Source organism: Flavobacterium subsaxonicum WB 4.1-42 = DSM 21790, from assembly GCF_000422725.1.
In the GTDB taxonomy this organism is placed as follows: Bacteria; Bacteroidota; Bacteroidia; order Flavobacteriales; family Flavobacteriaceae; genus Flavobacterium; species Flavobacterium subsaxonicum.
This window is the reverse complement of the sequence record NZ_AUGP01000029.1, coordinates 32,099-43,968: the sequence shown is the minus strand read 5'-3', so window position 1 is coordinate 43,968 and position 11,870 is coordinate 32,099. Positions and strand designations below refer to the sequence as shown.

The window sequence follows — 11,870 nt, the reverse complement described above, 5'->3', positions numbered from 1 at the left end:
AATGCTGGAAAAATTTAAAAATAAAATATTTAAGTTTATAGACTCGCCTAAAGATGTGCCTGTACTGGCGGGTATTAGCATAGGTTTTTACATGATACTGTATTACTATTCTAAAAACTTTAGCCTGGCAAATTCGTGGCAACAGCTGGCATTTTTTGTAGCATATTATATGTTGCTGCCCGTAGTAGTGCTGTATGCCGGTTTTAAAATATTGGGTGTTTTTAAATTGCATAACTACAAAAGGCAGTTTCTTTTTGTAGGTATTGCGCTTTTTATGGGCTTTTTTTTACTTCAGCTAAGTTTTGTAGGCTCCTATAAAAAGCCGGCTTTTTTGGCAATAGCCGTTTTGGCAATTGCAGCATCGTTTTGGTTAAAAAAATATTACAAGCTGTTTATACTGCTGCTATTTTTTATGTCGGTTTTTAACCTTATGCCTATCGCACAGGTGGTTAACGCGGCTGTACGATCATCGTCAGCATGGAAACAACAGCCCGATAACATAACTAATGCGGTGTTTAAAGAGCGCCCTAATATTTATTACATACAGCCCGATGGTTATGCAAGCTTTAAAAACCTTAGCGATAGCAACCATAATTTTGACAATTCGGTTTTTCAAGGTTTTTTAAAGCAAAGTGGTTTTACGCTTTACGATAATTTTAGGTCTAACTATTTTTCTACGCTGTTGTCTAACTCGTCTATGTTTAGCATGAAACAGCATTACATAGAAAGAGACGTTAATGTATATGGCGCACGCGATATAATTGTGGGTAATAATGCAGTTTTACAGGTGCTAAAACACAACAATTATAAAACCCATTTTTTAACCGAAAAGCCCTACCTGCTTATTAACAGGCCCAACCTGGCATACGATTATTGTAATATAGATTATGCCAGCCTTCCATACATAAAAGATGGCTGGGAAGACGTAAAAGATATAGATGCGGCCCTGGCTAAAGTTATAAAACCATCAGAATCTGGTAATTTTTATTTTATCGAAAAAATGGCACCGGGGCACATTCATGGCCTTAAGGTATATTCTGAAGGTGTGCAGGGCGAAAAAGATTTTTATTTTGATAAGCTTAAAAGTGCTAACATCTGGCTAACCAAAACCATTAAGCTTATAGAAAGCAAAGACCCTAATGCGCTTATTATAATAGGTGCAGATCATGGTGGGTTTGTTGGTTTGGAATATACCGGGCAAAGCACAAAAAAAATAAATAACCCTACGCTGGTACGCGCCGTATTTGGTGCCGGGCTGGCCATTAAATGGAACAACCCTGCCTTTACAGAATATGATGGCGGGTTAAAATCGTCGGTAAATTTATTCAGGACAGTATTTGCTTTCTTAGCAAAAGATAAAAAATACCTTGATAATTTACAGGAAAACGGCAGTTACATAAACATGTCAGACCCTCAGGGTTTACACAGGCTTATAGATAATGATGGTAATGTGGTTTTGCAAAGAAAACAATAATGTACACTGTTTTACACTATACAGCATCTTACTTTAAACAATGGAATACTTTTGTTGCCCAGTCTAAAAACGGTACCTTTTTGTTTAACCGTGATTTTATGGAATACCACAGCGACCGCTTTACAGACTGCTCGCTTATGGTGTTTGATGGGCCAAAGCTTGTAGCCCTATTACCGGCCAACAAGGTTGATGATACGGTGTATTCGCACCAGGGGCTTACCTATGGCGGACTCATCTTTAGCAATAAAATAAAACTTGCTGCTGCTTTACAGGTTTTTAAATCGGTTTTGCAGCATTTACATGAGGTGGGGGTAACTACGCTTCATATAAAAAGTATACCGGCTATTTACCACAAGCAGCCCTCCCAGGAAATTGATTATGCCCTGTTTTTAACCAATGCCGTGCTTACAAGGCGCGATGCCATTGCCGTTAGAGACAATTCGGCAGCCTTAAAAGTAGCAGCTAACCGAATGGAAGGCGTTAAAAAAGGCATTGCCAACGGCTTTACCGTACAACGATCTTATGATTTTGCCGAGTTTTGGAAAGAAGTTTTAGAGCCTGTTTTACAAAGCAGGCACGGTACAAAGCCGGTGCATTCGGCAGAGGAGATTACAAAGCTGGCAACGTTGTTTCCTGATAATGTTAAACTGTTTACCGTTTGGCAGGATAACCATATTGCCGCAGGCACCGTTATTTTTGAAAGCGACACCCTTGCCCACGCCCAATATATTGCCGGGGGAGAGGATAAGGGCGAGAACGGCAGCCTCGATTTTTTATACCACCATATTGTAACACAGCAGTATGCAGGTAAAAAATATTTTGATTTTGGAAATTCGAACGAGCAGCAGGGCAGGAAACTCAATACCGGCCTGGCATTTTGGAAAGAAGGTTTTGGTGCCCGCACAATGTTTCAGGATTTTTATGATGTGCAAACCGTTAATCATACGTTATTAGATAATGTTTTTATCTAAATTTGGCATTCAAAACAGTTACGCTTGGGTTTCATAAAAAATATACTTAAAAGTCCGTTGTTCCGCCTGTCATCGCTTAATTCGTTAAGCTTGCTGGTGCGCGTTGCGGGTGGCCTTTTGGGTTCTAAAATGATAGCTCTTTTTATTGGCCCCAGCGGTATGGCCGTAACCGGTAACCTGCGCAACCTGCTAACATCTGTAGATGCTTTTAGTACCTTTGGCATGCAAAACGGCATTATAAAATATACGGCCGAAAACAGCACTGCCAAAGAGCAGCTTAACCGAATTTTAGCCACTACTTTTTTAAGCATTTTTATAGCAATAGCCGTGCTAATGCTAATTTTTATACTACCCGCAACGTACTGGAGCGCCTACATACTGGGTAGCACACAGTATGCCTGGGTGTTTAGGGTACTTGGTATAACGCTGCCCATGTACACCGGTAACTTAATTTTTTTGGCGGTGCTTAACGGCCTGGGCAATTATAAGCAGGTTATTTATTTAAATATATATGGCAATATAGTAGGCGTACTTTCTACCGCGCTGCTAATATGGCAAATGGGGCTGTCGGGCGCATTGCTGGGGCTTACGGTTTACCCGTCTATACTGTTCTTTTTTTCGGCGTACCACATGCAGCGGTTGTTTCCGGGGTTTACTTTTCTCAGGAAAAAATATTTTGATAAAACCATTTTTAACGGACTGCTGTCGTACAGCTTTATGAGCCTTGTAACGGCGGTTTTGGGCCCTGTTATATACATTGCCATACGTAATATGATTACGGGCGGCTACAGCGCCAACGAGGCCGGCTACTGGGATGCCGTGGGCCGCATAGCCAATTTTTACCTTATGTTTGCCACCACTATGCTTACCGTATATTTTTTGCCAAAGCTAAGTAAGGCCCATACCAATGCCGAAACCAAAGCCGTATTTAAAAGCTATTATAAGCTTATACTGCCTGTGTTTGGAGCGGGTTTGCTGTTGGTGTACGTATTGCGCGAGTTTATAATCAGGGTGCTGTTTGCTAAAAATTTTCTGCCTATGGAAAACCTTTTTGTATGGCAGCTTTGCGGCGACTTTTTTAAGGTATGTTCGTTAATTTTGGGCTACGAGTTTTTTGCTAAAAAAATGACCAAAGCGTTTATTTTTACCGAGGTATTTTCTTTTGCACTGCTTTATATTTCCAGCTATTTTCTGGTAGATTATTTTGGCGCCGAAGGTGCTGTTATGGCACACGCCATTACGTACTTTTTTTACTTTTTGGTGCTGGCATTTTATTTTAGGAAAAAGTTAATTTAGCGCATCTAAATAAAGGCTTTTATATTTACAAAATACTATTTTAATGCTGTTCAATTCGCTTGATTTTGCCATTTTTTTTCCGATAGTATTTATTGGATACTGGTTTGTGTTTAATAAAAAACTAAGCCTGCAAAATGCATTTTTGCTAATTTCCAGCTATTATTTTTATGCCTGTTGGAACTGGCGGTTTATGTTTTTGCTAATGTTCTCTACCTTATTAGACTATTACACAGGTAAAAAAATACATAATGCAACCGGGGCAAGCCAAAAAAAAATATGGCTGTGGATAAGCATTTTAGTTAATCTTGGGTTTCTGGGTTTCTTTAAATATTTTAATTTTTTTGTAGCATCATTTTCAGATGTTTTTTCTGTTTTTGGCTATAAGCTATCGGGCTGGACCCTAAATATAATCCTGCCGGTGGGCATTTCTTTTTATACCTTTCATGGCCTGTCTTATGTAATAGATATTTATAAAGAGCGTATAAAGCCGGTAAATAATATTGTTGACTATTCATTATTTGTAAGTTTTTTTCCGTTGTTGGTGGCAGGCCCTATAGAAAGGGCAACACACTTACTGCCGCAGATAAGAGCACCCCGAAGTTTTGATTACAATTTAGCAGTAAGCGGCGTGCGCCAGATACTCTGGGGGCTGTTTAAAAAACTTGTTATTGCCGATAATTGTGCCCAATATGCCAATATGGCCTTTAACAACACTCAGGATTATAACGGCAGCAGCCTTGCGCTGGGGGCCGTGTTTTTTGCCTTCCAGATCTATGGCGATTTTTCCGGCTATACAGATATGGCATCGGGTACATCTAAACTTTTGGGCATTGGTTTAATTAAAAACTTTTCGTACCCATATTTTTCGAGAGATATTGCCGAGTTTTGGCGCAGGTGGCATATATCGTTATCATCTTGGTTTAAAGATTATGTTTATATACCACTGGGGGGCTCAAGGGTTGCTGTACCCAAACAGGTTAGAAACGTGTTTGTAATATTTTTACTAAGCGGCTTTTGGCATGGTGCCAACCTTACATTTATTGCATGGGGTTTTTTACATGCCTGCTATTTTTTACCGTCGTTGCTTAGGGGTACCAATAAAAAAAATAAATTAGATACTGTTGCTATACTCAACTTTAAAGATGGTGCCCATATGCTTATTACTTTTGGGCTGGTTGTTTTTGCATGGATCTTTTTTAGGGCGGCAACTATTTATGATGCATTTAAATACATAAGCATACTATTTTCTGGATCGTTGTTTTCGGTTCCGATGTTCTTTCCTAAAAAATTAATAGCAGTACTGCTATTTTTTATAGTTTTAGAATGGATTGGCAGAAAACACGAATTTGCCTTAGATGGCCTGTGTGTTAAACTGCCTGCAATTGCAAAGGCGCTACTTTATTATATATTATTAGTTCTTATTTTTTACTTTATAGGTAAAGAGCAGCAGTTTATATATTTTCAGTTTTAAGCTATGAAGAAATTTTTAAAAAGGTTATTCCTGTATTTGATACCGATACTGTTAGTATGGGCCGGCCTGGAATTTTTTTACAGGACCGTGCCTAATAACTATACTTTTAAACATCAAAATATAAGTAAAAATTATGATGCCAAAGTTTTAGTGTTTGGCAACTCTCATTCTTTTTACGGGCTTAACCCTGAGTATTTTTGCAAAAAAACATTTAATATATCCAACATAAGCCAGAGCCTGTATTTTGACGAGCTTTTATTTAATAAGTATACCGCTGATTTTAAAAACCTTAAAACAATAGTTTTAAATGTAGACTATTTTACTTTAAGCCTGCAGGATGATAACGTGGAAGACCAATGGCGAAAATATTTTTATGCTGCGCAAATGGATCTGGATGTGCCGGGTATATCAATATTTAATCCGCGAAAATACAGCCTTGCCCTGGTGCCAAGGTTTAATTTAACCCTGGAGAGTTTAAAAAAATACAGCGCCAACAAAACTTTGGCTGATTGTAACACATCTGGCTGGGGCAGGAGGGATGGCATTGGCGAAGGGGAGAATAATGAGCACATGGGAAAAATTATAGCCCAAAAGCACGAAGACGGCTCTATTGATTTTAAAAAAAATGTGCAAAGATTGCAGGATATTATTGCGCGTTGTAAATCTAAAAATATAAAAGTACTACTGGTTACCATGCCGGTTACAAGCTACTATGCGCATAACGTAGATCAGGAAAAAATTAAAGCTATAATGTACCAATGCAACAAAATTGCCGATGGTAAACATGTAGTTTATGTTAACCTATTTCAGGATTCGAGGTTTACAAACAGCGATTTTTATGATACAGATCATCTTAACACAGCCGGAGCAACTAAGTGCTCTAAAATTATAAGCAATTTAATTTGCACCCCACACCCCTAAATACTTTTTAGCTACAACCAGATAATTATGCTCTTTTTCTATAAACGTGCGGGCACGCTGGCTAAGGGCCGTAATGGCATCGGGGTTTTCTATAAAAAAACTCAGGTCGGTAACCAGGGTATCTGTGTTGGGTACGGCGTTAATGGCAACCTCCTGGGTTAAGGCGTAATGTTGTGTAAATTCGGTTTCGGCACCGGTAAAAACCACTTTGCCTTTAGCCATAGCCTCGAGGGCGTTATACCCCTGGTCGTAGGCATATACCTGGTCTAACAGTATATGGGCGCTGTCATACAGCTTTACATACTCGTTATACGGAATGTTTTCTGTAACAATAAGTTCAACAGCATCCGGATATTTATCGGCTATAATTTTTAGCGCATCTTCAAAATAAGATAATCCCTTTTTTGTGTAGCTGTGGCGGTTAATGCCTAAAAATATAATTACTTTGTTGTGCACCACGGCAGGTTTAAAAGCTATGGCATCGGTATTTATGGGGTTAGGAATAAACGTAGTTGTGTACCCCAAAGCCTTCATGGGCACCTCATAATCAAGGTCGGATGTTATAATGTTGGCGGCCTTATCTTTAACCCATTCAAACAGGCTGCGGTAGTTGTTTTGGGTGTATTTTAAAGTGTAGGCATAGCTTTTTTTTAGGCTTTTGTTGTTTTGGTAGGGCGTTAGTATGGAGTATTTTAATTTTCCGGTAAGGCAATAATCAACAATAGGGGTGTCGTCTCCGCAAATTAAAAGGCTCATAGGGCCATTTTGCTGCAGCAGTTTTTTATAGAGCCGTTTAGCAAGCCACGGGTAGGTTTCTATAGCATTAGAATTGATTAGCTGAACATAATCAAAACCCTTTAGTTTTGGCAGCAGCTTATAAAAGCGCCAGCCTTTTTCGGCCTCCTCCAGGTTAATGCCCATTTTATGGAATGCTTTTACAAAAAAACGAAACAAACCGTTACTGTTTACAAATTTTGGGGCAATAGAAAAATCAGTGCCATATTGCTTAAAGCCATCGCCGGTGCCCACAATTACAGCCTGGTGCCCAAGTTGGGTTAGCCCTTCTTTTAAAGAGTTGTGCAGCCTGCTGTATTCGCCAACCAAAAGTATTCGCATCTATGAATTTTAAATTTTTATATTTGCCTGCTGTAAATTTATAATAAATGGTTGAAGCTTTTAAGAAATCAGATGTCGAAATTTTGTTATCTACCATGAACCGGGATAACCTCGATTTCTTACTGCCTATGTTTCCATTTGCCCATTTTTCTGATTTTAATATACTTATCGTTAACCAGACCAGCCAGGATGTTATTTTATCATCTGCATACCCTAATATACGAATAATAAATTGTTTTGAGCGTGGTTTGAGCCGCAGCCGCAATGTACTTGTAGCCAATGCCGCCCATAAAATTGGCTTAATAGCCGATGACGACCTTGTTTTTGTGCCTAATTTTGATCAAAAAGTAGCACAGGGCTTTAACCGCTTTAGCAATGCGGCAGCCATTAAATATATTACCACAACCTTTGAGGGTGTACCCTTTAGAAAATATCCGCAAAAGCCGCTTGCCAAACTAAATGCGCTGCAACGCCTAAACAGCACCTCGTGGGAAATTGCCCTTAATATAAATGTTGTGCGGCAATCGGGTATTTTGTTAGATACTAATTTTGGATTGGGCAGTACCTTTCCGTTGGGTGAAGAACCCATTTTTATAAACGACCTTTACCACGCCGGCTATCAAATTTGCCATGAGCCCGAAGTTATTGTTACCCACAAAACGTTTAAAGACAGCGATAACATATCGTTAGCCGAAAGCTACCGCATTAGGGGTGCTTATTTAAAACGGATATTTGGCAACAAATTTAAACTGTGGCTGGGCATACAGCTTATGTTTAATTTAAAAAACAGGGTTATTGGCCCGCAGCAAATAGCCTTTTGCATAAAAAATGCCTTAAAGGGCAAACAACAATTTTTAAGCCTTACAAAAAAATGAAAACAAGCCTTAACGATATACATATAATAGATTTTCCGGTTATAGAAGATGCCCGCGGCAACCTTGCCTTTATACAGGAGGGTATAGTGCCCTATGCTTTTAAACGCGTGTATTATTTGTATGATGTGCCCAGCGGTGCCGAACGCGGAGGCCATGCGCACATTGCCCAAAAACAGATTTTAATTGCCCTTAGCGGAAGCTTTGATGTGATACTGGATGATGGCGCCCAAAAGAAAACGTATACGCTTAACAGGCCTAATAAAGGGCTGTTTGTAATAGAGGGCTTGTGGAGGGAACTGCAAAACTTTTCATCTGGGGCGGTGTGCCTTGTTATTGCCGAAGATGTGTATAACGAAGATGACTACATTAGGGAATACGACGATTTTTTAGCCTTTAAAAAAGACTAATTGTAAATATCTATACGTACACTTTGCTTTTTAAGCCTTTGTGTAACGGCATACAAAGCGCGTAGCATAAAGCAGGGCATGCCAAGCAATATTTTTGTTTTTAAAGGCAGGTTGTCTTTGTGTATAGCATTGCGGTAAAATGTAAATGTAGCGCTGTCTCCGGCCAGTTTATGTTTCATGGCATAGGAGGCACGGTAAACATCTAAAAATTTTTGCAGGGGCTTATTGGTTTTTTCCTGTTCTTTAAATTTATCGAGCCTGGAAAATTTGCGTTTAAGCGTTTGAGAGTGCGATACACGGTTTCCGGCATTTAAATTATAGCTGGCAGTAACCTCTGCAATGTACGCCACCGGATATTTTAAGGCAATCCGTATCCACATATCAGTATCTTCGCCTGCTCCAAGTGTAATGTTGGTATCAAAATTACCGGCTACAGCAAATACATCTTTTTTTACGGCTACAGCCGATGTCCAAAGGGCACGGTCTTTAAGGCTAATTTCAAAGATATTAGGTACAAGGCCAAAAAAGTCAGGGTTCACGTTATCAAAACGGGTTTTTTTTACAACGTTGTCCGGATACAAAAATTCGTAATTGGTGCCCACCACACCGGCTTCCGGAAACGACCGGTGCAATTTATACAGCACTTCCAGATGGTTGGGATACCAAAGGTCGTCGGCATCTAAAAAAGCCACCATATTGGCAGTTGCTTTATCAATACCAAAATTTCGGGCTTCAGATATACCCTGGTTAACCGTTTTATAATATTTAAGCCGTGGGTCTGTTATGGCAAGCGCACTGGCTTCGCTACCATCGGTAGAGCCATCGTTAACCAGAATCACTTCAAAATCGGTAAAATTCTGACTGTAAACACTCTGCAGTGTTTTCTTTATGTCAAACTGCTTATTGTAAAGCGGAATTACTACAGAAAAAAATGGCATGCCGCTACGGTTTGGTTATTGTAAGCACAGTTTCGTTATTGGCAAGCCCGTGGTAAACATCTGCCTTATAGGTAGTGGCATTTACAGTAAACCCGGCATTTTGCAGCCTGCCTTTAAGGCCGTTTACAGAGTATACCCTTACGTGGTCGTCCTGGCCAAAATGTATTTCTCTTTCCTGCGGAGACTGTATAGAAAAATCTTCGTAAATATCGCCCTCTTTAAAAGGTGTTTGTATCAGGGCTTTTCCGTTAGGTTTTAAAACCCTGTAAAGCTCTTCCATAGCTTTGGCATCATTTTCTATATGCTCTAAAACATGGTAGCAAATTATAAGGTCTAAGCTGTTAGACGCAACATCCAACTGAGTAATATCGTATTTAAAGTCGGCAATAAAATTTCCGGAAAGGTCTGTACTCATGTATTTTATACCTTTTACAGTTTTCATTTTCCTGGAAAGGCACCTTGACGGAGAAAAGTCCAGTACTGAGGGGCTATTATCTAAAAATCCGGTGTTTAATACCGTCCACAGCCTCCTGTCTCTCGAAAGGCTTCCGCATTTTGGGCACAAAAGGTCTTTGTTGGGCAGTGTAGAAAAGGTGCGAAGTTTTTTGCTGCAAACCGGGCATTGATGGCTGCTGCCAGTATATAGTATTGAATAAGCGTTTCTTAAAAACACCTCATGCTTTACTAATTGCTTGGTAGGTATTAGTTTAGATAGAATTTTTTTTGCCAGCCTATACATATAGTTATTTTAGTGAACAAATATAGCCCAAACGGTAAAGATCCATGCAAAAAAGGTTAGGATCTTTTTTAAAAATCATCTTTTTAAGCAGGGGTTCTGTAACTTTAAAAGCCAGTGTGGCAAGGCCGGCAAGGTGCAGTTTTTTTAGGGTGTTGTAATGTTTTATAAGCGAGTTTACCTGGCCTATACCCTCTTTATGCGCCAGTAACTGTTTGCGTATTTTTACCGATTCCATAGATTTTTTAAAAAAAACGGCATCGCTTTCTAACCCTAAATGATAAATAGGATTATCTATATGCACCACGGCTGTTTTTTTTATAAAAAGGCTGTAGCTAAAGTAAATATCCATGCCGTAATAGTTATGGTTATCGGGGTAATTATTTTGCAGGAAAGTGCTTTTATCAATCAAAAAATTGCCCGAAAATATACTGCCATAGGGGTTTTTATTTCTTTCGGAGGCCGTTTTTTGCTCCCTGCTAATGCCATATTTTAGTCGCAACCTGTGGTTGTTATCGGCAGGGTAGTGCCTGTAGGCATATCCGCCAACCACAACAGCAATACTGCCATTTAAGTACGGCACATACCTTTCGATAAATTGTTCATCGGCAGGCATAACATCGGCATCTAAAAAAAGCAGGTTGTTATACTGTGCGGCTTCGGCAAGGTTTTTACGGGTAAGGGTGCGCCCCAGGTTGGTTGTGTTTTCAATAAAACGGCAGTAGGGCAGCTGGGCAACAGCTTTGTTGGTTTGCGCTGTAGGCCGGCCGGGGCCATCATCGGCAACAATAATCTCAAAAACCAAATTGGCTTTTAAGCATTGGCCTAAAAGCACCTCTGTAAGCGGCAGTATGTTGTAATTGTATGTAGGTATAAGTACAGAGAGCATTACACCGTTCTTTGCACCACTTCAAAAAGGGTCCCGCTGTCGCACTTAAGGGTTTTTGCAGGAAACTTCATAATCAGCGCATAATCGTGCGTAGCCATAATAATGGTTTTGCCGTTCTGGTTAATTTCGCGCAGCAATTGCATAACCTCTACACTGGTTTGCGGATCCAGGTTACCGGTAGGCTCATCGGCCAGGATAACCTCGGGGTCGTTAAGCAGGGCGCGGGCAACGGCAATACGCTGCTGCTCTCCGCCAGATATCTGGTGCGGCATTTTGTTGGCGGCACTCTTCATGCCCACCTTATCCAGCACCTCGTTAATTTTGCTGTCCATTTCGCGTTTTTCGTTCCAGCCGGTGGCCTTAAGCACAAACGACAGGTTTTCGTAAACACTCCTGTCCGGCAATAGCTTAAAATCCTGGAACACAATGCCAATTTTACGGCGCAGGTAGGGTATATCTCTTTCGCGCAGTTTGGCAAGGTTATAATCTACAAATTCGCCATCGCCTTCCCTAAGCTTAAGGTCGCCGTAAAGGGTTTTCATAAGGCTACTTTTACCCGACCCGGTTTTACCAATAATGTACAGAAATTCACCATGGTTAACTTCCAGGTTAATGTCTGTTAATACAGCATTATTTTCCTGGTAAACGGTTACATTTTTTAAGGATAATACAGGTTGAGGCATAAGGTTATTTGTTAAGAGTGGTAAAAGTAATAAGTAAAGAGCGGTAATCAAAATTTAATTTGCGCAAAGCGGCTATTGCTTTTTAAGATGGTT

12 protein-coding genes are annotated in these 11,870 nt (G+C 39.9%); 7 read left to right on the top strand and 5 right to left on the bottom strand.

Translation table 11 applies throughout. From position 1 onward, the window contains the following. Position 1 precedes the first annotated feature (1 nt). From G509_RS0109940 to G509_RS0109920, 5 genes are read left to right on the top strand one after another with little or no spacing between them, the layout of a single operon-like run. Positions 2 to 1,474 (top strand): hypothetical protein, encoded by a 1,473-nt coding sequence (locus G509_RS0109940; RefSeq protein WP_026991396.1) that lies wholly within the window; start codon positions 2 to 4, stop codon positions 1,472 to 1,474. Beyond that, the gene (locus tag G509_RS0109935) at positions 1,474 to 2,445 is read left to right on the top strand and encodes a GNAT family N-acetyltransferase (RefSeq protein WP_026991395.1); all 972 of its coding nucleotides are present in this window, start codon (positions 1,474 to 1,476) and stop codon (positions 2,443 to 2,445) included. Before G509_RS0109940 ends, G509_RS0109935 begins: the two co-directional genes overlap by 1 nt. Positions 2,446 to 2,469: 24 nt before the next feature. After that, entirely contained in the window at positions 2,470 to 3,741 is a 1,272-nt protein-coding gene (locus G509_RS0109930; protein WP_051200111.1) for an O-antigen translocase, read from the top strand. A 43-nt stretch (positions 3,742 to 3,784) separates the two neighbouring features. Then, positions 3,785 to 5,212 carry an MBOAT family O-acyltransferase gene (locus tag G509_RS0109925; RefSeq protein ID WP_026991393.1) on the top strand — a complete coding sequence of 476 codons (1,428 nt, stop codon included), beginning with the start codon at positions 3,785 to 3,787 and terminating at the stop codon, positions 5,210 to 5,212. Positions 5,213 to 5,215: 3 nt separating this feature from the next. Continuing rightward, positions 5,216 to 6,133 (top strand): SGNH/GDSL hydrolase family protein, encoded by a 918-nt coding sequence (locus G509_RS0109920; RefSeq protein WP_026991392.1) that lies wholly within the window; start codon positions 5,216 to 5,218, stop codon positions 6,131 to 6,133. Here G509_RS0109920 and G509_RS0109915 read toward each other — a convergent pair. Continuing rightward, positions 6,110 to 7,249 carry a glycosyltransferase family protein gene (locus G509_RS0109915; RefSeq protein WP_026991391.1) on the bottom strand — a complete coding sequence of 380 codons (1,140 nt, stop codon included), beginning with the start codon at positions 7,247 to 7,249 and terminating at the stop codon, positions 6,110 to 6,112. The two genes, G509_RS0109920 and G509_RS0109915, sit on opposite strands and share 24 nt — an antisense overlap. A gap of 47 nt (positions 7,250 to 7,296) precedes the next feature. Here G509_RS0109915 and G509_RS0109910 point away from each other — a divergent pair, with 47 nt between their 5' ends. Both G509_RS0109910 and G509_RS0109905 read left to right on the top strand, forming a co-directional pair. Then, positions 7,297 to 8,124 (top strand): glycosyltransferase family 2 protein, encoded by an 828-nt coding sequence (locus G509_RS0109910; RefSeq protein ID WP_026991390.1) that lies wholly within the window; start codon positions 7,297 to 7,299, stop codon positions 8,122 to 8,124. Next, entirely contained in the window at positions 8,121 to 8,531 is a 411-nt protein-coding gene (locus tag G509_RS0109905; RefSeq protein ID WP_026991389.1) for a sugar 3,4-ketoisomerase, read from the top strand. Before G509_RS0109910 ends, G509_RS0109905 begins: the two co-directional genes overlap by 4 nt. Here the strand turns inward: G509_RS0109905 and G509_RS21815 are convergent. Genes G509_RS21815 through G509_RS0109885 form a run of 4 tightly spaced genes read right to left on the bottom strand, consistent with a single transcriptional unit; the run spans position 8,528 to position 11,777 of the window. Next, on the bottom strand, positions 8,528 to 9,469 hold the full coding sequence (locus G509_RS21815; protein WP_051200109.1) for a glycosyltransferase family 2 protein: 942 nt from the start codon (positions 9,467 to 9,469) through the stop codon (positions 8,528 to 8,530). The genes G509_RS0109905 and G509_RS21815 overlap by 4 nt on opposite strands. Before the next feature lie 4 nt (positions 9,470 to 9,473). Further along, a complete protein-coding gene (locus G509_RS0109895; protein ID WP_026991388.1) occupies positions 9,474 to 10,208 on the bottom strand; it encodes a class I SAM-dependent methyltransferase in 735 nt (244 codons plus the stop codon). Positions 10,209 to 10,212: 4 nt separating this feature from the next. Further along, on the bottom strand, positions 10,213 to 11,094 hold the full coding sequence (locus G509_RS0109890; RefSeq protein ID WP_026991387.1) for a glycosyltransferase family 2 protein: 882 nt from the start codon (positions 11,092 to 11,094) through the stop codon (positions 10,213 to 10,215). Further along, entirely contained in the window at positions 11,094 to 11,777 is a 684-nt protein-coding gene (locus G509_RS0109885; RefSeq protein ID WP_026991386.1) for a cell division ATP-binding protein FtsE, read from the bottom strand. Before G509_RS0109885 ends, G509_RS0109890 begins: the two co-directional genes overlap by 1 nt. Between the last annotated feature and the right edge of the window lie 93 nt (positions 11,778 to 11,870).

Coding starts and splice junctions, on each gene's coding strand:
- G509_RS0109940 (WP_026991396.1), top strand. CDS start 2: ATGCTGGAAAAATTTAAAAATAAAATATTTAAGTTTATAGACTCGCCT.
- G509_RS0109935 (WP_026991395.1), top strand. CDS start 1,474: ATGTACACTGTTTTACACTATACAGCATCTTACTTTAAACAATGGAAT.
- G509_RS0109925 (WP_026991393.1), top strand. CDS start 3,785: ATGCTGTTCAATTCGCTTGATTTTGCCATTTTTTTTCCGATAGTATTT.
- G509_RS0109920 (WP_026991392.1), top strand. CDS start 5,216: ATGAAGAAATTTTTAAAAAGGTTATTCCTGTATTTGATACCGATACTG.
- G509_RS0109915 (WP_026991391.1), bottom strand. CDS start 7,249: ATGCGAATACTTTTGGTTGGCGAATACAGCAGGCTGCACAACTCTTTA.
- G509_RS0109910 (WP_026991390.1), top strand. CDS start 7,297: ATGGTTGAAGCTTTTAAGAAATCAGATGTCGAAATTTTGTTATCTACC.
- G509_RS0109905 (WP_026991389.1), top strand. CDS start 8,121: ATGAAAACAAGCCTTAACGATATACATATAATAGATTTTCCGGTTATA.
- G509_RS21815 (WP_051200109.1), bottom strand. CDS start 9,469: ATGCCATTTTTTTCTGTAGTAATTCCGCTTTACAATAAGCAGTTTGAC.
- G509_RS0109895 (WP_026991388.1), bottom strand. CDS start 10,208: ATGTATAGGCTGGCAAAAAAAATTCTATCTAAACTAATACCTACCAAG.
- G509_RS0109890 (WP_026991387.1), bottom strand. CDS start 11,094: ATGCTCTCTGTACTTATACCTACATACAATTACAACATACTGCCGCTT.
- G509_RS0109885 (WP_026991386.1), bottom strand. CDS start 11,777: ATGCCTCAACCTGTATTATCCTTAAAAAATGTAACCGTTTACCAGGAA.